The 22,569-nt window shown below is 64.7% G+C and carries 19 protein-coding genes and 1 tRNA gene; 7 read left to right on the plus strand and 13 right to left on the minus strand.

Going from position 1 to position 22,569, the window contains the following annotated elements; all coding sequences use genetic code 11:
• Positions 1-124 precede the first annotated feature (124 nt).
• The gene (gene fabA / locus HW932_RS18845) at positions 125-640 is read left to right on the plus strand and encodes a 3-hydroxyacyl-[acyl-carrier-protein] dehydratase FabA (RefSeq protein WP_176978010.1); all 516 of its coding nucleotides are present in this window, start codon (positions 125-127) and stop codon (positions 638-640) included.
• An 8-nt stretch (positions 641-648) separates the two neighbouring features.
• On the plus strand, positions 649-1,080 hold the full coding sequence (locus tag HW932_RS18850; protein ID WP_176978011.1) for a DNA polymerase III subunit chi: 432 nt from the start codon (positions 649-651) through the stop codon (positions 1,078-1,080).
• 11 nt (positions 1,081-1,091) lie between these two features.
• Here HW932_RS18850 and HW932_RS18855 read toward each other — a convergent pair whose 3' ends face one another.
• From HW932_RS18855 to HW932_RS18870, 4 genes are all read right to left on the minus strand, one after another.
• Positions 1,092-2,213 (minus strand): response regulator, encoded by a 1,122-nt coding sequence (locus HW932_RS18855; RefSeq protein WP_176978012.1) that lies wholly within the window; start codon positions 2,211-2,213, stop codon positions 1,092-1,094.
• A 146-nt stretch (positions 2,214-2,359) separates the two neighbouring features.
• Positions 2,360-4,606 carry a DNA topoisomerase IV subunit A gene (gene parC / locus HW932_RS18860; protein WP_176978013.1) on the minus strand — a complete coding sequence of 749 codons (2,247 nt, stop codon included), beginning with the start codon at positions 4,604-4,606 and terminating at the stop codon, positions 2,360-2,362.
• 154 nt (positions 4,607-4,760) lie between these two features.
• On the minus strand, positions 4,761-6,863 hold the full coding sequence (locus HW932_RS22050) for a TonB-dependent receptor plug domain-containing protein (RefSeq protein ID WP_176978014.1): 2,103 nt from the start codon (positions 6,861-6,863) through the stop codon (positions 4,761-4,763).
• 13 nt (positions 6,864-6,876) lie between these two features.
• Positions 6,877-8,148 (minus strand): multifunctional CCA addition/repair protein, encoded by a 1,272-nt coding sequence (locus tag HW932_RS18870; protein ID WP_176978015.1) that lies wholly within the window; start codon positions 8,146-8,148, stop codon positions 6,877-6,879.
• Between the two features lie 35 nt (positions 8,149-8,183).
• On the opposite strand from HW932_RS18870, the gene HW932_RS18875 reads away from it, so the two are divergent.
• Positions 8,184-8,663, plus strand: a complete 480-nt coding sequence (locus HW932_RS18875) for a DUF2939 domain-containing protein (protein WP_176978016.1) — start codon at positions 8,184-8,186, stop codon at positions 8,661-8,663.
• On the opposite strand, the gene HW932_RS18880 is transcribed toward HW932_RS18875, so the two are convergent.
• The 7 genes from HW932_RS18880 to HW932_RS18910 all read right to left on the minus strand — a co-directional run bounded on the left by HW932_RS18880 (position 8,656) and on the right by HW932_RS18910 (position 15,106).
• Positions 8,656-10,404 (minus strand): PP2C family protein-serine/threonine phosphatase, encoded by a 1,749-nt coding sequence (locus HW932_RS18880; RefSeq protein WP_176978017.1) that lies wholly within the window; start codon positions 10,402-10,404, stop codon positions 8,656-8,658. The genes HW932_RS18875 and HW932_RS18880 overlap by 8 nt on opposite strands.
• A complete protein-coding gene (locus HW932_RS18885) occupies positions 10,388-11,194 on the minus strand; it encodes a type 2 periplasmic-binding domain-containing protein (RefSeq protein ID WP_176978018.1) in 807 nt (268 codons plus the stop codon). Before HW932_RS18885 ends, HW932_RS18880 begins: the two co-directional genes overlap by 17 nt.
• Entirely contained in the window at positions 11,187-12,008 is an 822-nt protein-coding gene (locus tag HW932_RS18890) for a GGDEF domain-containing protein (RefSeq protein WP_176978019.1), read from the minus strand. Before HW932_RS18890 ends, HW932_RS18885 begins: the two co-directional genes overlap by 8 nt.
• Positions 12,009-12,021: 13 nt before the next feature.
• On the minus strand, positions 12,022-12,417 hold the full coding sequence (locus tag HW932_RS18895) for a DUF1987 domain-containing protein (protein WP_176978020.1): 396 nt from the start codon (positions 12,415-12,417) through the stop codon (positions 12,022-12,024).
• A gap of 14 nt (positions 12,418-12,431) precedes the next feature.
• A complete protein-coding gene (locus HW932_RS18900) occupies positions 12,432-12,986 on the minus strand; it encodes a SiaB family protein kinase (protein ID WP_176978021.1) in 555 nt (184 codons plus the stop codon).
• 97 nt (positions 12,987-13,083) lie between these two features.
• Entirely contained in the window at positions 13,084-14,463 is a 1,380-nt protein-coding gene (locus tag HW932_RS18905; RefSeq protein WP_176978022.1) for a hypothetical protein, read from the minus strand.
• A gap of 109 nt (positions 14,464-14,572) precedes the next feature.
• The gene (locus HW932_RS18910) at positions 14,573-15,106 is read right to left on the minus strand and encodes a ferritin (RefSeq protein WP_176978023.1); all 534 of its coding nucleotides are present in this window, start codon (positions 15,104-15,106) and stop codon (positions 14,573-14,575) included.
• Positions 15,107-15,455: 349 nt separating this feature from the next.
• On the opposite strand from HW932_RS18910, the gene modD reads away from it, so the two are divergent.
• Entirely contained in the window at positions 15,456-16,310 is an 855-nt protein-coding gene (modD, locus tag HW932_RS18915) for a ModD protein (protein WP_176978024.1), read from the plus strand.
• A gap of 59 nt (positions 16,311-16,369) precedes the next feature.
• On the opposite strand, the gene apbC is transcribed toward modD, so the two are convergent.
• Positions 16,370-17,461, minus strand: coding sequence for an iron-sulfur cluster carrier protein ApbC (gene apbC, locus HW932_RS18920; RefSeq protein WP_176978025.1), 1,092 nt, complete (start codon positions 17,459-17,461; stop codon positions 16,370-16,372).
• Positions 17,462-17,851: 390 nt separating this feature from the next.
• Between apbC and HW932_RS18925 the strand changes: the two genes are divergently transcribed.
• The 3 genes from HW932_RS18925 (at position 17,852) to HW932_RS18935 (ending at position 21,936) form a co-directional block, all read left to right on the plus strand.
• Positions 17,852-19,471, plus strand: coding sequence for an ATP-binding protein (locus tag HW932_RS18925; protein WP_176978026.1), 1,620 nt, complete (start codon positions 17,852-17,854; stop codon positions 19,469-19,471).
• 212 nt (positions 19,472-19,683) lie between these two features.
• Positions 19,684-21,735: a methionine--tRNA ligase gene (gene metG / locus HW932_RS18930; protein WP_176978027.1), complete on the plus strand. Its 2,052-nt coding sequence runs from the start codon at positions 19,684-19,686 to the stop codon at positions 21,733-21,735.
• A gap of 125 nt (positions 21,736-21,860) precedes the next feature.
• Positions 21,861-21,936: transfer RNA gene (locus HW932_RS18935), tRNA-Phe, on the plus strand.
• 160 nt (positions 21,937-22,096) lie between these two features.
• On the opposite strand, the gene HW932_RS18940 is transcribed toward HW932_RS18935, so the two are convergent.
• The gene (locus tag HW932_RS18940) at positions 22,097-22,537 is read right to left on the minus strand and encodes a DUF2721 domain-containing protein (protein ID WP_176978028.1); all 441 of its coding nucleotides are present in this window, start codon (positions 22,535-22,537) and stop codon (positions 22,097-22,099) included.
• Positions 22,538-22,569: the final 32 nt, after the last annotated feature.

Consider the following 22,569-nt stretch of genomic DNA (forward strand, 5'->3'; position numbering starts at 1 on the left):
ACCCGGCGGGCGGACTCCATCGTCCGGGTGGAGCCGCCGACCCGAAACCAATCCTCAACGCCTGATGCGGCCCAGTGTCGCCCGGCCTCCAGCACGCCCCGCGTGCCTCAATCTAGGATCGACCGTGAACAAAGAAGCCTCTTTCACTCGTGATGAACTGCTCGCCTGCGGGCGCGGTGAGATGTTCGGCCCGGGCAATGCCCAGTTGCCGACGCCCAACATGCTGATGATGGATCGCATCGTGCGCATCGCCAACTTCGGCGGCGCCAACGGCAAGGGCGAGATCCTGGCCGAGCTGGACATCCGCCCGGATCTCTGGTTCTTCGAGTGCCACTTCCCCGGTGATCCAGTGATGCCCGGCTGTCTGGGACTCGACGCGCTCTGGCAGATGGTCGGCTTCTATCTGGGCTGGATCGGCAATCCCGGACATGGCCGGGCGCTGGGCGTGGGCGAGGTCAAGTTCACCGGTCAGGTACTGCCGACGGCGACAAAGGTGACGTATCACATCGACATGAAGCGCGTCATCAGCCGCAAGCTGGTGCTCGGCATCGGTGACGGCGTGGTCCAGGTCGACGGTCGCACCATCTACACCGCCCAGGATCTGCGTGTCGGACTCTTCACCTCGACCGACGGCTTCTGATCCCCGGCATGGCGCGGATCGATTTCTACAGCCTCGAACCCGACAGCCGGGGTGATCGCTTCATCCTGGCCTGTCGGCTCGTCGAGCGCATCCGCGCCCAGGATCTGCGCGTGCTCGTCTTCTGCCCGGATCGCGAGGAGGCACGCCATCTCGACCGGCTGCTCTGGACCTTTCGGCAGGAGAGCTTCCTGCCGCATGGTCTGGTCGGGAACGTGGATACGGAGCTGACGCCCATCCTCATCAGCCCGGACGGCGCCTCGGAATACGGCTGCCCGGTGCTCCTCAACCTCTCACGCACGCTTCCGGCTGGATTGGAACGCTTCGAGCGACTGTGCGATCTGGTCGACAACGACCCGACGGTACGCCAGGCCGGACGCGAGCGTTTTCGCGCGTATCGGGAACGCGGCTACGAACCCGATCATCACAAGATCCGGTTATAGATCGCGCCCCATCAACCGACGGCGAATGCCAGAGCCGCCGTCTCGGCCTCGCCATAGCGGAGCGCGACTTCCTGGAATTCCTCGAAACAGGTGATGAAGGCATCCACCACGTCGGGATCGAAATGGCTGCCGCGTCCGGCGACGATGATCGCGTAGGCTTCCTCGAACGACATCGGCGGCTTGTAGACACGCTGCGAGATGAGCGCGTCGAAGACGTCGGCCAGCGCCATGAGCCGCGCGGCGATCGGGATGTCGTCGCCGGCCAGCCCCTCGGGATAGCCGGCGCCGTCCCAGCGCTCGTGGTGGTAGTGGGCGATGTCCTTGGCCATGACGAGGAACTCGAGTGGCCGGTCGACGTCGCGCTCGGCCTGCTCGATGGCATCGCGCCCGAGCTTGGCATGGGTCTTCATGATCTCCCACTCCTCGGGCGTGAGCTTGCCCGGCTTGAGCAGGATGTTGTCCGGGATGCCGACCTTGCCGATGTCGTGCAGGGGCGCGGACTTGACCAGCAGGTCGATGGCATGCGGCGTGAGGAAGTCGGCGAAACGCGGATGATCGGACAGGTGCTCGGCCAGCGCGCGGACATAGCCCTGGGTGCGGCGCAGATGGTTGCCGGTCTCGGGGTCGCGGATCTCGGCCAGATGCGCCAGGGCATGGATGCTCACGTCCTGGACCACCAGGTTCTCGCTCATGCGCCGCGCCAGCTCGATCTCCAGATAGTCGTTCTGGTTCTTGAGCCAGTCGCGCGCCTGTTTGAGTTCGAGCTGGGTGTGGACGCGCGCGCGCAGGATCGGCGGCACGATCGGCTTGGCGATGTAGTCGACGGCGCCGACGTCCAGTCCGCGAATCTCGGCCTCGGTGCTGTCCATGGCGGTGACGAAGATGACCGGGATGTCGCGCGTGTCGCTGTCGGCGCGCAGACGCGCGAAGACCTCGTAGCCGTCCATCTCGGGCATCATGACGTCGAGCAGGATCAGGTCCGGCTTGGGCGTAGTCTTGACCACGCGCAACGCCTTCTCGCCTGAGGTGGCGGCGCGCACGCGATAGTCGGTTTGCAGCAACTCGCTCAGCACGGCCAGATTCTCGGGCGAGTCGTCGACGATGAGGATCGTCGCCAGGCCAGCATCCATCATTGAGCCTCCGGTAGGGGGTCGTGGGGGCGCTGTCCGTCCTGTCCGGCGCGGGCTGTCGATCTAATGATAGTGGACAAAGGATCTCCGGTTCATACGAACCCGCGGAACTGTGTGGTCATTCTCGAAAACCACACCGAACCGCTCGCTCAGGCCCGCAAACCATCGACGCGCTGAAAACCGCGCGGCAGGAGTTTACCACGCCGTCCGCGCTCGCCACGGTAGAGCGCCAGATCGGACGGCTTGAGCGTGAGCTCGCGCTTGCCGGACAGGACGGTCAGGTTTGCGCCCTCCCCCACCACGGCGACGGCGATCAGACGCTCGCCTTCGGTGCCGGCGCGTCCGGCGGGGATGCCGATGATCTTGTTGCCCTTGCCGCGCGCCATCTCGGGCAGCTCGGTGAGCGGGAACAGGAGCAGATGCCCGGCTGTGGTGACGGCGGCCACACTCGCGCCCTCGATCTCGGCGATGCGCACCGGGTCCAGGATGCGCGCCCCGTCCGGCAGGGTCAGCACCGCCTTGCCGCCCTTGGGCTTGGCGATCAGTTCCTCGAAACGGACGATGAAGCCATAACCGGCATCGGAAGCGAGCAGATAGCGCGTCTCCGCACTGTCGCCAAGCACGGTGACGAAGCGCGCACCGGGCGGCGGGTCGAGGCGTCCGGTGAGCGGCTCGCCCTGACCGCGCGCCGAGGGGAAGGTATGGGCAGGGAGCGCATAACTGCGCCCGGTCGAGTCGAGGAAGACGGCGGTCTGGTTGCTGCGCAGTCGTGCCAGACTCAGGAAGCTGTCACCGGCGCGATAGCTCAGGGTGGTTGCATCGACTTCGTGCCCCTTGGCGGCACGCACCCAGCCCTTTTCGGACAGGACGACGGTCAGTGGTTCGCTCGGGGTCAGCTCGGTTTCGTCGATGGCGGCAGCGGCGGCGCGTTCGACCAGGGGCGAGCGACGCGCGTCGCCATAGCGCTCGGCATCGGCGGCGATCTCGTCGCGGATCAGGCCCTTGAGTGCGCCTTCGTCGCCCAGCAGACGCTGCAAGCCGTCGCGCTCGGCGGCCAGCTCGGCCTGCTCGGCGCGGATCTTCATCTCCTCCAAGCGCGCGAGCTGGCGCAGGCGGGTGTTGAGCACATAATCGGCCTGGGGGTCGGTCAGCGCGAAGCGGTCCATCAGCACCGGCTTCGGCTCATCCTCAGTGCGGACGATGCGGATCACCTCGTCGAGATTGAGGAAGGCGATCAGCAGGCCGTCGAGCAGATGCAGACGTTCAAGCACTTTTTCCAGCCGGTGCTGGAGCCTTCGGCGCACGGTCTCGGTGCGATAGATCAGCCATTCGCTCAGGATCTCGCGCAGATCCATCACGCGCGGGCGGCCGTTGAGCGCGATCAGATTCAGGTTGACCCGATAGCTGCGCTCCAGGTCGGTGGTCGCGAACAGATGCGACATCAGGCGCTCGACATCGACGCGGTTGGAGCGCGGAACGATGACCAGGCGGGTCGGATACTCATGATCGGACTCGTCGCGGAAGTCCTCGATCATGGGCAGCTTCTTGGCGTTGAACTGGGCGGCGATCTGCTCCAGCACCCGACTGCCCGAGACCTGGTACGGCAAGGCGGTGATGACGATGTCGCCCTGCTCGCGGGTGTAGCGGGCGCGCTGTTTGAGACTGCCGTTGCCGGTGCGGTAGAGCTTGAGGATCTCGTCGGCGGGCGTGACGATCTCAGCCTCGGTCGGGAAGTCGGGCGCGGGGATGATTCGGACCAAGTCTTCGAGGGTCGCGTCCGGATGTTCGAGCAGATGGATACAGGCGCGGGCGACCTCGCGCAGATTGTGCGACGGGATGTCGGTGGCCATGCCGACCGCGATGCCGGTGGCGCCGTTGAGCAGCAGGTTCGGCAGGCGCGCCGGGAGCAGGCGCGGCTCGTCGAGCGTGCCGTCGAAGTTGGGCTGCCAGTCGATGGTGCCCTGATCGGCCTCGGTCAGCAGCAGCTCGGCATAGGGTGTGAGGCGCGACTCGGTGTAGCGCATGGCGGCGAACGACTTGGGATCGTCGGGCGAACCCCAGTTGCCCTGCCCGTCGATCAGCGGATAGCGATAGCTGAACGACTGCGCCATGAGCACCATGGCTTCATAACAGGCCGAGTCGCCGTGCGGATGGAACTTGCCGAGCACGTCTCCGACGGTACGGGCGGACTTCTTGAACTTGGCCGTGGCCGAGAGTCCGAGTTCGGACATGGCATAGAGGATGCGACGTTGCACCGGCTTCAAGCCATCGCCGATGTGCGGGAGGGCACGGTCGAGGATGACGTACATGGAATAGTCCAGATACGCTTTTTCGGTGAAGTCCTTCAGCGGGCGGCGTTCGAGGCCCTCGGCGGTGTAGATGGCAGTGTCCGGCATCGGCAATCTTTGGATTCTTGAGGTTTCGTTCGATCGGGGAAGCGCATGATGCGACATGCACGGCATCAAGACAAATCGCTCCAGATGCGGCGACAATGAGACATCCGGAGAGCGTCGACCAAGGCCACGGCCCGTTAGTCACATGACGTGGCCATCACCACTCGTAGGAGAGTTGCGCCCACCAGGTCCGCTCATCGTCGAGGAGGTAATCCTCGCGATACGTCAGCGCTGGCGCCGGGGAACGAATGTCCTCGCCCAGCAGGTTCGTGACGCCGGCGCGGAACGTCAGACCCTTGGCGCCCACGTCGAACCAGTTCAGGGTGAGCGCGATGTTGTCGTAGCCGTCGAGCGGCTCGTCGCGCGGGTCGTTCGCGTTGCGTTCGCGTTTGCCCACATACTGCCAGCGCCCGGTCAGCAACAGATCCGAACGCGGGCGATAGAAGACGGCCAGATTGCCCAGCCAGCGCGCGGCGCCGGTGAAAGGACCGCCGCGAATCTTGTCCAGCGTATCGTTGTAGCTGACATTGGACAGGAGCTTCCAGGTCGACCCGAATCGCTGCTCCCACTCCAGCTCGATACCCTGCAAACGGGCGTCCCCCTGCCCGACGTAATTCCCGTTTTCGGTCAGATACAGATTGGAGATGTCGGAATGAAAGAGCGTGGCGCGAGCGACCGTATCGCCACGGGTTCGGACGTAGCCGAGTTCACTGGTTCGAATGGTCTCGGGGTCCGTGGGCAGGCGGCGTCCGGGCAGCTCCACGGTCTGATTGACCTCCACCAGTGTCAGGGGGTTGAAGGCCTCGGCGATCTGCGCCTTGAGCAGATGCTCATCGCTCAGGCGCCAGACCGCGCTCAAGCGGGGGGCGAGATTGTCGCCGACATCACTGTAACGGTCATAGCGCAGACCGGCCGTGACGTCCAGGCGTTCAGTGACCGACCATTGATCCTGCACGGACAGACTCTGTATGGTGCGGGCCGCGTCCTCATCGATATAGTTCCGGTCGCCGGTATAGCGCACCATGTTCGGCAGCGGCTGTAGCGTATCCAGGTCGCCGTTGACGGCCCACCAGGCATCCGTGAGCACGATGTCCGAGGCACTGACTTCGATCCGCCACAGGTGCTTCTCCCAACCGGACCATTCGACCTCTAGGTCGGCCTGTGCGCGCCGCGTGCTCCCATAGAGCTCCTGGCGCAGACCATTGGGATAGACATTGTCCTCCCAGAACAGCGGAAACGGCGCTCCAGGCGGCAGGATCTCCTCATCGGACGTCTGTTGGTTCACTTTCCAGAGCAGTCTCAGTTCGGCCGTCAGGGCGTCTCCCGGCACGAAGCGCTGGGATGCCTGGATCGACCAGTTGGAATTTTCCAGCGTGTCGGTCCGCCCGGTATCGGAGGGCAAGGCATTCAGGGCGCCGAAAAAGGCGCCATTGTTGGCTTGTTGAGCGTGCGCCAGCAGCGAGAAATCCCCCAGATGCAGCTTCAGCACGGCAAAGCCGTATCGCTCGCCGGCATCGAGCGACCCAGGCGCCCGCGAGATCTCGCCGAGGCCGATCTCATGGAGCACGTCGGTGCCGGTCGTGATGTCATCGCCACGGCTCTTCCAGCCCGACAGATTGAGGCTGAGGTGCCGGTCACGCTCGGGATCGCTCAGCTTGAAGACACCACCGACCTGTCGGGTGCCGTCACCGTCCAGACGGACATGCACGCGGTCGCCATCGTCACGGGTGATGATGTTGATCACACCGGCGAAGGCGAACTCGCCATGCACGGACGATCCAGGTCCGCGAATGATCTCGATGCGATCGATCTGCTCGATGGGGATCTGGGCAAAGAGCGCATCACCATCGAAGGCGGAGTTCGTGACGACCGAATCGATCAAGACCCGCATTTTGATGGCCTTATGATCGGAGAATCCACGCGGATAGATCGCATAGTCCCCCGTGGGTTCGCGCTCCACCTGGATTCCCGGAACGAGCTGCAGGGCTTCGACGACCGTTCGCAATCCAAGCGCAAGCAGATCGCCACGATACAGCACGCTGATGATTCCGGGCACATAGTCCGCGTTCATCTTCGTCTTGGTGGCCAGCTCGGTCAGGTCTTGCAGCTCGGCGAGCAGCTCGACCTTCTCAGCGCGCTCCTGCTCGGACAGCGGCTCCTGGCGCTCGGTGCCGGCCCAGACCGGGGACACCAACACACCGCCATGCAAGATGACGATCGCCAGCGGGATCAAACGACTGTGAGCGGACAGTGGACGCATACGGGTCTCGTACCTAATCGGTGAGGCTGGGACGGACGCGCCCGATGGCCTCCAGCCGCGCGGCGCGGATGCGTTGGTGGATCAGGCGCGGCTCACGTGCCGCGCGCGCAATGGTCCCCGTGTCGACCGCTGCGGCGGCTTCGAGCAGACGGCGCCAGACATCGGCCTGCGGATACGAACGCTCGGCATGATCGCCGCGCCCGCGAAAATCGGCCTCGCAGGCGACCAGCAGTTGTTCGAAGCGCTCGGGACGGCGGAAGGCGTCGGTACGCTCGAAGAGATCCAGGACGGTGCCGGTGCGCAGTTCATCGACCTTGTGGATCCGGCCATGCTCGGCGGCGGTCAGACGCGCCAGCTCGCGACAGCGATTGGGGACGCGGAAACGGTCGCAGATGGCCTCCACCATCGGCAGGCCGCGTTCCTCATGGCCATGATGGCTGGGCAGGATCTCGGGTGGCGTGGCGCCCTTACCCAGATCATGACAGAGCGCGGCGAAACGGACCTCCAGCTCGGGCGAGATCCGCGCGGCCATGTCGAGCACCATCATCACATGCACTCCGGTGTCGATCTCCGGGTGCCATTTTTGGGTCTGGGGCACGCCCCAGAGACGGTCGATCTCGGGCAGCAGACGCGCCAGGGCGCCGCAGTCGCGCAGCACCTCGAAGAAGCGCGCGGGCCGCTCCTCGCCGAGCGCGCGCGACATCTCCTGCCAGACGCGATCCGGCACCAGGGCGTCGACCTCGCCGGCGGCGACCATGGCGCGCGTCAGCTCCAGGGTCTCATCGGCGATGCGGAAACCGAGTCCGACGAAGCGCGTGGCCAGCCGCGCCAGACGCAGGATACGCACCGGATCTTCGGCGAAGGCCGGCGAGACATGACGCAGGACGCGCGCCTCCAGATCGGCCAGACCGCCATGCGGGTCGATCACCCGTCCGTCGGCGTCCATCGCCATGGCATTGACGGTGAGGTCGCGCCTCAGCAGATCCTCTTCCAGCGTCACAGCAGGATGGGCCTGGACCTGGAAGCCGCGATAGCCGGGCGCGGTCTTGCGCTCGGTGCGGGCGAGCGCGTATTCGTCCTGGTTCTCCGGATGCAGGAAGACCGGGAAATCCTTGCCGACCTGCCGGAAACCTCGGGCGAGCATCTCCTCGACACTGGCGCCGACCACGACATAGTCGTGCTCATGCGTCGTGCGCCCGAGCAATAGGTCGCGCACGGCGCCGCCGACCAGATAGGTTTCGAGTCCCTGGGTCGCGCCCGCGCCGCTAAAGGGTTTAGACTTCAATCGATCGCTCCACTACTGACACTGAGACGACGCTCATGCGATTCATCGGTTATCTCCTGCTCCTGGTGCTCATCACCTATGGTCTCTGGCCCTATTACAGCCTCTATCGGCTCGACGGCGCCATCGTTCGTCCCGACACGACCGAGCTGACCACACTGGTGGATCTTCCAGCCATCCGCGCCAATTACAAGCGCCGTCTGTCGGCCGGCGTGAGCGGTATGCTTCCGGCGACGGATCCGCAGAGCATCAGCGGCTGGATTCAGCAGAATGTCGAGCGGCTGGGCGATTCGGCCCTGGAGCAGACCATCACGCTCGATTGGGTGCGCGAGACGGTACGTGACGCCGTCACTCAGGTCACGGGCCAGAGCCCGCCCTATCTGATCGGCGCGGTCGATTTCGCCTTCTTCGAATCCCACGACCGCTTCCTGATCCGGCTCGGACGGCTCGGCGAGAACGCCACCCATCTCCGCCTGTCGCGGATCGGTACTCAGTGGAAGATCACCGATATCATTTGACGCCGGCGTCCGATCCCGGTCTGAAGGCGATCAGGGTCATGTCGTCGCGTCTCGGTTCGTCGGCGCGGTAATCGGTGAGCATCCGGCACAGCCCATCGATCTGGTCGCTCAGACCGAGTGCAGCGTGCGACTCCAGCCATTCGACGATACGCCGCCGTCCGAGCAGACGGCGCGGCGCGCCGCCCATCTGATCGGTGAGACCGTCGGTCAGCAGATAGAGGGTCGCGCCGGGCGGAACCGCGATACGCCGACCGGCGATGGCGTCCGGCGGCTTCAGACTCTGATAGCCGAGATGCCCGCGCGTGCCGCGAACCGTGGTGATCCCCTTGTCCGGATCGAGACAGAGTAGCGGGATGCCGCCCACGCTCGCGAACTCCAGGGTATGCGCCCCAGCGTCCCACAGCAGGACGGCGGCATCGAGTCCGTCGTCGGAGTCCAGCCCGGTCCAGTCGCTCGAACGATCCTGACGCAGACGTCGCCTGACCCGGCGGTCGATGTCGGCGAGGATCGCCGCCGGCTCCCAGGCCGACGTCTCGCGCAGCACCTGCTCCGTCACCGAGGCCAGCACCAGGGTGACGAAGGCGCCTGGCACGCCATGCCCGGTACAGTCGGCGAGCAGGATCAGGCACTGATCGCCGCGCCGCTCCAGCCAATACCAGTCGCCGCCGACCAGATGCAGCGGCTCCCAGTGGACGCGGACCTCGCCGACGTCATCGCCGAGCGCCGCCGGATCGGGCAGCATCGAGGTCTGGATGCGCCGCGCATAGGCATGGCTTTCGAGCAGCAACCGATTGGCCTCGCTCAGACGCCGATGGGTCCAGTCCAGTTCCTCGAAGGCGTGCTCGACCTCGTCCTTGCGTGTCTCCAGGTCGTTCAATGCCTGTTCAAGCGCCTGGGTGCGCTCGCGGACGCGCTGTTCCAGTTCGCGTGTGAGCGCGGTCAGCTCGTCCTGTGCCCGGTCGCGCTGGTCCAACCCGTCCTGCGAGGCGTCCAGGAGTCGGCGCAGATGCGCGAGCAGCAGCCCCAGTTCGTCGCGTCCATGTCCGCGCAGTTCGGGCGTCGGCCAGTACCCCGGACGCGCCGGATCGATCTCGGCGACGGCGCGCGCCAGCCTGAGCAACGGCCGGGTGATCATGAGATAAAACAGGATCACGACCAGCAGTGAGATGGCGACCGCGCGCGCGACGCCGAAGAAGGCGCCACGCGCCGCCTGTTGCAGGAACCGTTCGGTCAGCCGCTCGGGCGACAGCTCGACGCGGAGTACGCCGACCTCGGTCCGGGCGCCATCGGGTTCGACCTGACGCAGCGGTCGGCTGAAATCCGTCATGTCGGCGAAGAGTCCCGACCAACGGTGGAACGCACTCGCGGCCAGGGGCGGGCGCTCTTGACTGGCCAGCACCCGGCCGAAGTCGTCGCGCAACTCGACGTACCGCACCGCCTCAAAGACCAGGAGCCCATCGACGACCCGGCTCCCCAGTTCGGGATTGAGCTGATAGAGCGCCTCGGCCGCCGAACCCTCGACCAGATCCAGGGTGTGTTCCAGATTCTCACGGACCTCGACGCGCATGGCGCGCCAGTCCAGGAGCAGTTCGAGCGTGCCGACCGACAACCCCAGCAGCAGGACCACCAGGAGCGTGACGGCCGCCTGCTTGAAGGTCAGGCTATGTCGAAGCGGAATACGGCTGAGCGTCGTGCCGGCCTCATCCGACGCACCGACCACGGACTCAGTCGACCGCGTCATGGCTCCGATCCGTTTCGCTCAGACCGGCACGCCGCTTGAGTTCCGACACCCGGTCGGCGTGCTCGACGAACCAGCGGTCGAAACGCTCGATCACTTCCGGGTGACGGCGGGTCGAAAGCCGATAATCACCGCGCGCGGACGGAAGACGACGATCGAAGACCAGCGCATCCGGGTGCCCGAGCAGACGCCTTGACTGATCGCGCGCCACCGCGACATTGGCATAGGCGCCATCGACGCGCTCGCTCAGTACCTGCTGGAAGAGCGCGCCGAAATCGGCGTTCTCCCTGAGACTGACCGCACCCGAATCGAGCGCCGCGCGCCAGGCCAGCGGGGTGAAACCGACCACGGTCCCCAGCACGCGCAGCATCGACGCCGGTTGCTCCAGACGCTCGGGCCGCACCAGGGTGCCGTCCAGATAGGCGACGATGGGACGGCTGTAATGGATGACCTGACCGGCGCGCGCCTCGGGCGCCCAGCCCGGATCGTCGGGATATTTGAAGTCGACCCGGTCCTGGAGCAGGCTCGCCAGCAGACGCGGCGGCGGCAGCGGCCGATACTCGAAGACGATTCCGGCCTCGGCGGCGAAGGCGTCGAGCAGCTCGCGCCCGAAACCCTCGAAGTCCCCGGTGTGACCGGCCTGATAGGGCCGGTAGTCGATGTTCTCCACGCCCACCACATAGCGCTCGGCCGCCGGGACAGGCGCACCCGCGATGAGCGCCAGGAGCACGAGAAGGCCCAGGACGCGACCGCCCCGCCCCGTGGCGCCATCCTCGCGCGTGCCCCTACTCATCCACGTCCAGCTCGGACCCGACCATGACCCGATCGCGCCCGGCACGCTTGGCCAGATAGAGCGCCTGGTCGGCGCGCGCGATGGCGCGGTCCAGCGACTCGTCGCCGCGCACCGTCACCAGACCGATGCTGACCGTGACCGCCAGCGACTGATCCTTCCACAGGGTCCGGTTCTCGCGCACCCGCTCACAGAGCCGCTCGGCGATGGATCGGGCGGTCGTCAGATCGGTCTCGGGCAGGATCGCCAGGAATTCCTCGCCGCCGAAGCGCCCGGCGATGTCGCCCTTGCGCAGACAGGAGCGCAGCAGGAAACCGAAATCGCGCAGCACCTGATCGCCGGCGGCATGACCGAAGCCATCGTTGACACGCTTGAAGTGATCGAGGTCCACCATGAGCAGCGCCAGATCATGGCCATGACGGGCGCGCCGGCGCTGCTCGTGCTCACCGAGTTCGAGCACATGGCGCCGCGTATGGGTGCCGGTCAGCTCGTCGACCGAGGCGATGCGTCTGAGTTCGTGTTCGAGCGCCTCGCGCCGTTCGATCTCCCGATGCAAAACCTCGTTGAGCCGCTGCAGGTCGGCGGCCTGATCCATGAGCGTGCGATTGGCCGCATGCAGTTCCTCCTGCATCCGGTCGCTGATGCGCACCAGCCGCACCGTCTCGCGATAGCCCTCGCGATAGGCCTGGGCCAGCACGCGCACCCCATTGGAGACATCGTCGAGCTTGCCCAGCATGGACTCGGCCTGACGGATGACCGACTCCTCGTGGGCATAGAGCGAGTAGGTCTCCTGAGGCTCTAGGTCGTGGGTGGACATGGATGGCCCCGTTTCAGTCGAAGACACAGAGCTCGAAGCGAGCGGCCTGGAAATCCTCCCTGAAGTCCTCGCCGAACTCCATCATGGTCTCGTCGTCGGTCTGATAGTGCCAGTTGACCTGCACCTCGACTCCGTCGCGCGCGGCGGCCTCCAGACGCTGGAAGATGTTCATGAACGCCTTGGCGCTGCTGCTGTTGAAATACGCCAGACGCAGATCCAAGATCAGGGGCGCGGCGGGCGGCTCGGCCCGCAGTCGCTCCAGATAGCGATCCAGGGCCGCGATCAGCGGACCGAAGAAGGCCGCCGCGTCCTCCGGGTAGGACTCGCCTTCGAGGCGCAGACGCTGCCGGTCGAAATCGAAATCGACCAGGGGCGAGCGTTCGGTCTGGGGGAGCTGGAGTCTATCCATCGGTCGGACTGTATTCAGATATAGGCTTTGAGACAAAAGAAGGCGCGATCCGCGTCGAGTTCGGTCAGCCCGAACTCGATCGGGCGCGTCGAGCGGCGCGCGATCTCGATCAGACCGATGCTCGCGCCCCGGCTGCCCTCCTCGGGCGGCTCGCGCAGCTTCTCGCGGTAGTAGGTCTTGATCGTGTCGGGGTCCATGCGTGCCAGCTCATCGAGCCGACCGCGCAGATCCTCACCCTCGGCGCGCCCGACGATGTTGCCGCAGACCACGAAGAAGTGCGTGGCATCGCGCCCGACCGTGATCAGGCCCGAACTCATCTCGGTCGGGGTGCCGCTCTCGGCGTGCAACCGCTCGGCCGAGTAGCGGATGATGTTCTGGACCTGTTCGACGAAGATCGAGAAGACACGCTTGGTGACATTGGCGTCGGTCTCCTCCAGACGCATCTTCTGCTTCAGCGCCTCGCCGAGCGAGAACAGGATGCCCTCGGACACATAGCCGACGAAGGAGAAGATCACGCCCTGATCGCGCATCCGCTGGTGGACGTCGAGGTACTGGGTGGCGATCGACATGCGGGCCTCGCTGAACACGGTGATTCGCATCGATGGACTAAGGTAGCGACCGAACGGGGCCGAGGTCAATGCCATCCCCAACCATCGATGATCCGTGTCAACGCTTGGTCACGAGATGGTAATGCATCCACATGCGCAGATGCTTGTAGGTCCGTCCCAGGGTCAGGGCGGCGATCAGCATCAGACGATGCACGGGCCGCAGGTCACGGCGCTGCCACAACCCCGAACTCCACTGGGTCTGCTTGATGTAGAGGATGACGGCGCGCCTGTCCTCGGACGAGACGATCCCGCGGATCATGCGCCAGGGCGAGGGCACGACGCGCTTGTCGACGAAGCCGCCGACGCCGAAGACGTCGTTGTGCTTGAGTGCGGCATAGGCCTCCGAGATCTGGCGGTCGGGCCGCTCGATCAGGTCGCTCCAGAGCTGGCAGGCCTGCTCGCGCAGATCCTGACTGCGGATCGAATGGGCCTCGACATGGGGCGCCCAGTGACGGCAGGCGAAGAGCACGCCGTCCTGGAAGTGCCGCACCACCTCGGCATGGATGGCGTTCTCGGTCGGTTCGGTCAGACGCCAGGCGTGCGCCTCCCCGCCCTCCAGACGATACCCCATGACACTGCCGCGCGGCGAGTTGCAGAGCATCTCCATCGGCGAGACGGCATCGAGCAGGTGGCTGAAGAACAGGTTGAGGTTGGCGTCCGGGCCATAGGCGCGCTTGACGCCGTTAGGCGGCTGATGATTGAGGAAGCGCTGGAGACCCAGGTAGTAACCGAAGAAGCGCGTGTTCGGCAGCATCCAGGCGAGGTTGTCCTGGATGGTGCCGCGCCAGCCGATGTCGACCAGACCGAAGGGGCCGCGTCCATCGACCAGTCCCTGTTGCGTGAAATAGGCCAGCGCGGCCTGTCGGTCCGCGTCGATCTTGTCGGAGACGCGCCGGACGAACCCTGGGTCGGCGAAGAGGGCCCTGACGCGCGTGTCGAGCCAGGGATGCACGATGGTTTCGACGAGCGGCAGATCGTACCGAGAGCAGATCGGCTCCAGCGCCTCTGGCTCCAGCCCGAGCGAGCGGGCGAGCGCGAACAGCGACTGGCTGTCGTAGAGGCTCCAGAGCCGGCGCATCTCGTCGAGGCTCACCGCGCGTAGTGAGGCCGAGAAGGTCGCCAGCCGGCTCACCTCCAGCAGCCGCGCGCGCGGCAGGATGTGATTGGCCAGACGTCCGTTCGGCGCCACGGACGCGAAGACGCGCTCGAAGAACTCGCCTTCGCGGGTGAAGAAATAGATCGTCCCGACGTCGTCGATGATCGACTGCTCGGCGATGAAGAGCGCCTGACCGACGAACAGCGGCGCGCTCTTGATGCCGAGTCGGAAGATCAGCCCCGGCTTGGTCCTGAGATCCTCCAGGAGCGGGGCCGCCGCGGCCAGTGCCGAATGCTCGATGTGGCGCTGGAGCGAGGAGCGATCGGTGAGGCGACCGTTCAAGCGTTCAGCCCTTCGGACACTTCTTGCACCGCTTGCCCTCGCGGTACTTCTTGCAGCACTTGTCGGACTTCTTGGCCATGGATCTCGCGTGCCTCGTTTGACCCCGATCTCAGGCGGCGGCGCCGGACTGAGGCGCCGCGCCGGTCGCCATCTGCTTGGCCAGGGCGCCGAGTTCGTTGTCGATCATGAGCAGCGACTGCCCCTGATCGCCGAACAGCCGCACCCGCCCGATGATGTCGTCGACCGTGGCCTCTTCCTCGATCTGCTCGGTGACGAACCATTGCAGGAAGATGTGGGTGGCGTGGTCCTTTTCGGAGAGCGCGCCATCGACCAGCTCGTTGATGGCGGCGGTCACGGAGCGCTCGTGCTCCAGGGTGCGCTCGAACATGGGGAGCACGCCGCGCTCGACGCTCGCCGGTGCGGCCACGTCGCTGAAGGCGACCGTCGCGCCCTGGTCGATCAGATAGCGGTACATCTTGAGCGCGTGCTGCTGCTCCTCGCCGTGCTTGGCGAAGAACCAGGCGGCCACGCCCCGGAGGTTCATGGACTCGGCCTGGGCCGAGAGTCCGAGATAGAAATAGGCCGAATACAGTTCGCGGTTGATCTGGGCATTGAGGCGCTGGGCCATGGCTTGGGAGATCATGCTGGACGTGCTCCTGAGTTGAAGGCTGAACGGCTGTCGCAATGGCGGATGCCGAGCGTTTGGACGCATCCTACTGCATCCATGTGTGATCCGCCGCCTCCGAATACCAGCCGACGACAGACGATCAGGTCGGCCTGTTTTTTGCGTTGATGCTTTTCGATGCCGCCGGCCCCTGTTTGGGACACACTACCAAAAAACACGCTTTTCGACCTCCGGATGTCAGGGAATCCAGGGTTTGGCGACCACTGGTCACGAAACCCGCCCGTGGGATCGCGGCCCCAGGACGAGTGCACGAAACACGACATCCGACCATCGACGAGGTTCGATTCGACCCAAGGACAAGACACTGATGTATTCGACAGACACGCCCGTGCTCAGCGACCACGAACTCCAGGCCCTGCTCGCCGAGGACGTCCCCTTCGGCGATCTCACCACCGAGGCGCTCGGCATCGCCGGGCGTGCCGGCCGTATCCGGTTCGAGGCACGTGACCCCATGGTCGTCTGCGGGACCGAGGAAGCGGTGCGGCTGTTCGCGCTGTGCGGTGCCCAGAGCGAGCTCCAGACGCCATCCGGACGCGCGGCCGAACCTGGAACTCCGCTACTCACGGCGACCGGATCGGCCGGCGCCTTGCATCGCGCCTGGAAGAGTGCACAGACGCTGGTGGAGTGGTGTTCGGGCATGGCCAGCAGCGCCGCCGCAATCCAAGCCGCCGCACGGCGCGGCCATCCCGATGCCATCGTCGCCGGCACGCGCAAGAATGTGCCTGGAACGCGCCGTCTAGCGGTCAAGGCATTCCGCGCCGGTGGGGCCGTGATGCACCGCTGTGGGCTGTCGGAGACCATCCTCATCTTCGCTGAGCATCGCCAGTTCCTGACCGATGCCACGCCCGCCACGGCCATCGCCGACCTGCGGCGACAGGCCCCCGAGAAGCGGGTGGTGGTTGAGGTCCACAGTCTGGACGAAGCGCTCGACTGGGCCGAGGCCGGCGCCGATGTGCTGCAACTGGAGAAATTCACACCCGAAGGAGTCGCCGAGGTCGTCGCAGCACTCGGTGCACGCGGTTCGGCGGCGCTGGTGGGTGCAGCGGGAGGCATCAACGCGCGCAATGCCGAAGACTATGCCCGCGCTGGCGCTCGTCTGCTGGTCACGAGCGCGCCGCATCAGGCTCTGCCACGGGACGTACAGGTCCGCTTTACGGCCTGAACCGTTTGCGTTGTTTCTCAACCCCTCCCGGCGAACGAGAGGGGTCGGAGAAAGGGCTATCAGGTGTTCTGGATCACGATCCGCGGGAACTTGGACGCATAGTCCTTGGCCTGGAGCGAGAGCTTGGCGGCGGTCTTGCGGGCGATCTCGCGATAGATCTGGGTGATACGCGACTCGGGCTGAGCGGCGACCGTGGGTTTGCCGCCGTCGGTCTCCTGGCGGATCTGGATGTCGAGCGGCAGCGCGCCCAGCAGATCGATGCCGTATTGATCCGACATGCTCTGGCCGCCGCCCTGACCGAAGATGTGTTCTTCGTGACCGCACTTGGAGCAGATGTGGATGCTCATGTTCTCGACGATGCCGAGCACGGGCACCTCGACCTTCTGGAACATCTTCAGACCCTTGCGCGCGTCCAGCAGCGCGATGTCCTGCGGCGTGGTGACGATGATCGCGCCCGAGACCGGCACCTTCTGCGCCAGCGTCAACTGCGTATCGCCCGTGCCCGGCGGCAGGTCGATGACCAGATAGTCGAGATCCGACCAGTTGGTGTCGTTGAGCAGTTGCTCCAGCGCCTGAGTGACCATGGGGCCGCGCCAGATCATCGGGGTCTCTTCCTCGATCAGAAAACCGATCGACATGGTCTGGATGTCATGACTGACCATGGGTTCGAGCGTGCGCCCGTCCTTCGACTCCGGCTGACCGCTGATGCCGAGCATCCGCGGCTGCGAGGGGCCATAGATGTCGGCGTCGAGCAGTCCGACTTTGGCCCCTTCGGCCGCCAGCGCCAGGGCCAGATTGACGGCGGTGGTCGACTTGCCCACGCCGCCCTTGCCCGAGGCCACGGCGATGATGTTCTTGACGTTGTCGATGGGCTTCAGGGATTTCTGGACCGAATGGGCCTTGATCTCCCAGCTCACCTCGACTGCGACCGCACCGACGCCGTCCAGCTTGGAGACCCGCTCGGTGAGCGCCTCGGCGATGGTCTGCTGAATGCCCTTGGCCGGAAACCCGAGCACGACCGCGATCCGCACCTGATCGCCCTCGATCGCGATGTCCTTGATGGCATGAGCGGCGACCAGGTCGCGCCCGAGATGCGGCTCCCTGTACTCCTTGATGGCGGATTCGATGGCGTCTTTCGTGGGTTGGGACATGGGGTACTCCATAAATGAGGATAAACACGCCTGGCCGCGGCCGGGCGTCGGCGATCGCGGGAGGTTCGACCGTGGAGCGCATGGCGCTTGGCGCCTCGGTCTTTCGCCGAGGGTTTGGGCGGCCAGGAGGTCGAAGAGCAAAATCAAAGGGCGCCCATTGTGCGCCGGACGCCCCTTAATTGGCATTGGGAATTGCCAATTCAAGTCCATGGGACTTGGCCGGACCACCAAGGGCCGCCCCCAACAACTCGGGCAGTTGTCGAGTCTGCACAGCTTTTCCCGCAATTTCTATCGGGTTATCTATCATCATTCCGGACACCCCGCCCATGGCTTCGGTCCATCGATTGCCGGACAATCGTCGGCATGTCCTTTCACGCAGAGTCTTCAGCCATGACTGATTCGCCACGTCTGCTACCGATCGGTGTCCAGACCTTCAGCCAGATCATCGAGCGGGGCTATGCCTATGTGGACAAGACCGCGCACGCGCTCGCCTTGATCGAGCAGGGGAAGGCCTATTTCCTCTCGCGCCCGCGCCGGTTCGGCAAGAGCCTGTTCGTCGATACGCTCAAGGAAGTGTTCGAGGGCCGAGAGGAACTCTTTCGCGGACTGCACATCCACGACCGCTGGGATTGGGAACAGCGCCATCCGGTGATCGTGCTGAATTTTGCCGCCGGGGTGATCCAGAGTCGCGCACAGCTCGACGAGATGCTTGCCGAGCACTTGCGCGCCAATCAGCGCCGGCTCGGCCTCAGCTGTGAGAGTCACAGCCTTGCGGGCTGTTTCGCTGAACTGATCGAGCTCGCCCATACGCAGTACGGCCAGCCGGTCGTGGTGCTGGTCGACGAATACGACAAACCGATCCTCGACAACATCGACCACCCCGAGCGCGCCGCCGAGATCCGCGAGGGACTCAAGAATCTCTACTCGGTGCTCAAGGCCCAGGATGCCCATCTGCGCTTCGTCTTCATGACCGGCGTGACCAAGTTCAGCAAGGTCAGCCTGTTCTCGGGACTCAATCAGTTGCGCGACATCACTCTGAGTCCGCAGTTCGCAACTATCTGCGGCTATACGCAACACGACCTGGAAAGCACCTTCGCCGGACACTTACAGGGTGTCGACTGGGATGAGGTCCGGCGCTGGTACAACGGTTATGCCTTCCTCGGCGAGCCGGTCTACAACCCCTACGATATCCTGCTCTTCATCAGCGAAAACCATAGCTTCCGCAACTACTGGTTCGAGACCGGCAGCCCGAGTTTTCTGATCAAGCTGTTCCAGCGCCGGCGCTACTTCCTGCCGAGCCTAGAGCAGATCGAAGTCAGCGAGGAGATCCTCGATTCCTTCGATATCGAGCGCATCAATCCGATCACCCTGCTGTTTCAGAGCGGCTATCTGACGGTGGAGTCGACCGAGCAAACCTGGGGTGAACTGACCTTTCGGCTACGGATACCGAATCAGGAAGTACGCACCGCGTTGAACAATCAGTTCATCGACGCCTATGCCGACATCAGCATCGAACGCCTGCGCTACAAAGCGGGCTTGGGCGAGGCACTGACCCAGGGCGATCTGCCGGCGCTGGTCGCGGCCATCAAACGGCTGTTCGCCGGCATCCCCTGGCGCAATTTCACCGGCAACGATCTGCCCGAGTCCGAGGGCTACTATGCCAGTGTGCTCTATGCCTTTCTCGCCAGTCTCAATGCCGAGATCATTCCCGACGACCTGACCAATCACGGACAGGCGGATCTGACGGTGCGGATCGCCGGCTACACCTATGTCATGGAACTCAAGCTCGATCGCGGGGCGGCGGCTTCGAATGTCGTTGCGGAGGATGCAAAGGGCGCTGCTGACGCGGAGTCTACTGAAGTGACCAACCCCGCCCTGGCCCAGATCCAGGCGCGCGGCTATAGCGAGAAGTATCGCGGCGCGCCTGGGCGGGGGCTGTTCGAGGTCGGGTTGGTCTTTGGAAGCGCGGCGCGCAATCTGATCCAGGCCGATTGGCGGCGCGTGGCTTGAGCGACGCCCACCGGTTGGGAAGCCGCGCCGGCCTCAATCATGCGATACTCTAGGCCGCATCCGGCGCGTCCCATCCAGTGTTCACGCGCTCCAAACCCGTCTGAACGGAACCACCATAGACCCGAACCCTGTTGACATCGATATCCCGTGCGGAGAGGTCGACGTCGAACAGGGTTCAAGTTCGCCGACCGAGTATCCGAGCATCATCCATCATGAGCCAGCCCCGCGACATCCTCATCACCAGCGCCCTCCCCTATGCCAATGGTCCGATCCACATCGGTCATCTGGTCGAATACATCCAGACCGACATCTGGGCGCGGTTCCAGAAGATGCGCGGTCACAACTGCTGGTACGTCTGCGCCGACGACGCCCATGGCACGCCGATCATGCTGCGCGCGCGCCAGGAGGGCATCACGCCCGAGCAGCTCATCGCCCGGGTCGCCGAGGAGCATCAGGCCGACTTCGCGGCGTTCCGCGTCGGCTTCGACAACTATCACTCGACCCACTCGCCCGAGAACCAGCACTACGCGACCCTGATCTACGAACGCAACCGCGACGCCGGACACATCGCCAAGCGCACCATCACCCAGGCGTATGACCCGGTGGAGCAGATGTTCCTGCCCGACCGCTTCATCAAGGGCGAGTGTCCCAAGTGCGGCGCGCCGGATCAGTACGGCGATAACTGCGAGGCGTGCGGGGCGAGCTATTCGCCCGCCGAGCTCAAGAATCCGCGTTCGGCGGTCTCGGGCGCGGTGCCCGAACAGCGCGAGTCGGATCACTATTTCTTCAGGCTCGGCGACTTCGAGGCGATGCTCAAGGAGTGGACGCGCGGCGGCAGTCTCCAGAAGGAGGTCGCCAACAAGCTCGACGAATGGTTCGAGGCCGGACTCCAGGAGTGGGACATCTCGCGCGACGCACCCTACTTCGGCTTCGAAATCCCGGATCATCCGGGCAAGTTCTTCTACGTCTGGCTGGACGCACCCATCGGCTACATGGCCAGCTTCCAGAACCTGTGCGACAGGACGCCCGGACTGGACTTCGACCGCTTCTGGGGCCGGGACTCGACCGCTGAGCTCTATCACTTCATCGGCAAGGACATCATCTATTTCCATGCCCTGTTCTTCCCGGCCATGCTGCACGGGGCCGGCTTCCGCACGCCGAGCGCCATCTTCGCCCACGGCTTCCTCACCGTCGACGGTCAGAAGATGTCCAAGTCGCGCGGCACCTTCATCAAGGCGCGCACCTATCTGGATCACTTGAATCCCGAATACCTGCGCTATTACTTCGCCGCCAAGCTCGGGTCGAGCGTCGACGACATCGACCTGAACCTGGAAGACTTCACGGCGCGGGTGAATGCCGATCTGGTCGGCAAGGTGGTCAACATCGCCAGCCGCTGTGCCGGCTTCATCGGCAAGCGGTTCGACGGGCGGCTCTCGGGCGCGCTGGCTGAACCCGAACTCTTCGCCGAATTCATCGCGGCGGGCGATTCGATCGCGGCGGCGTATGAGAAGCGCGAGTTCAGCCGTGCCGTGCGCGAAATCATGGCGCTGGCCGACCGCGCCAATCAGTACATCGACGAGAAAGCGCCCTGGGTCGTGGCCAAGCAGGACGGACGCGAGGCCGAGTTGCAGGACATCTGCTCCATGGGCCTCAACCTGTTCCGGGTGCTGATCGGCTATCTGCGTCCCATCCTGCCCGGCACGGCGGCCGAGTCCGAATCCTTCCTCCAGATTGATCCGCTCACATGGGAGACGCTGGCCACGCCCCTGATTGATCACGTCATCGCCCCCTTCAAACCGCTGATGACGCGCGTCGACCCGAAGCAGATCGAGGCCATGCTGGAAGCATCCAAGGAAGACCTGAGCGCCACCGGGTCGACCGTGGCCGCCGCCGCTCCGGCCGCGATCAATCCGCACCTCGAACGCGACCCCGTCGCCGCGCCGATCGACTACGATAGCTTTGCCAAGGTCGACCTGCGCGTGGCCCTGATCCGCGAGGCCCGTCTGGTCGAGGGCGCCGACAAGCTGCTGCAACTCACGCTCGACCTTGGCGGCGAGACGCGCAACGTCTTCGCCGGCATCCGCTCGGCCTATGACCCCAAGGAACTCGAAGGCCGGATGACAGTCATGGTCGCCAATCTCGCCCCACGCAAGATGCGTTTCGGCGTCTCCGAGGGCATGGTGCTGGCGGCCGGTCCGGGCGGAAAAGACCTCTTCGTCCTCAGCCCGGATTCGGGCGCCGAGCCCGGCATGAAGGTGAAGTAGAGGCGATGGGGAGTGAACGAACAACGGCCGTTCAAAAATTCAAAAACAAGTGATTGACAAGCCGATCCGAAATCGGTTTAATACGCAGCTCGACCGGCAGTGAAAGCATTCCGGTCAAGCTCCAAGCCTAGGTAGCTCAGTTGGTAGAGCAGCGGACTGAAAATCCGCGTGTCGGTGGTTCGATTCCGCCCCTGGGCACCAACAAAAAGCAGCCGGTCAGTTCGCAAGAACGACCGGCTGTTTTCTTTTGGGTTGTCTCCCCTCCGATCAGCACTTTCTTTGATTCGTGGCCGGCTTACCAGATGGCTGGGATGAATCCGCCAAGCTGGACATTCTCGCCGGGCGACGCGCTCGACCTGTGTCAGACGGCGCGCACGAACCTGAGTCCCCGGATGGCGATGAATACCTCGCGCAGAAAGCAGATCAGGGCGACGATGAAGGCCAGCATGGCGGCCACGAACAACAGCGCCACGACCATCGAGGCATCGAAGGCGAGAAAGGCGCCGAGGAAGAGGATCGCGATGACCGCCGAGACCAGTAGCGCCGTCAGGGTGCAGAGGCTGATGGAAATGCTGATCAGCCTCGCCCGGTGCGAGAGCCGCTGGAGTTCGGTCAGGAAATCCTGTTCTTGCTCGGGCGTGGACGCAGGGCCGGTCTCCAGCCGTCGCGCGCGATCGACGATCCGGCTCATGCGGTTGGTCATGACGGCTAGCATGCTGCCAATGCCGGTCAGCAGGAAGACCGGCGCAACCGCCAGTTGAATGACATGGGCCACAGCGGCGATGGAGAGTTCTTGTAGCATGGGGTTTGAACAGTTTCAATAAAAGTTGCGCA

The organism is Allochromatium humboldtianum, assembly GCF_013385175.1.
GTDB lineage: Bacteria > Pseudomonadota > Gammaproteobacteria > Chromatiales > Chromatiaceae > Thermochromatium > Thermochromatium humboldtianum.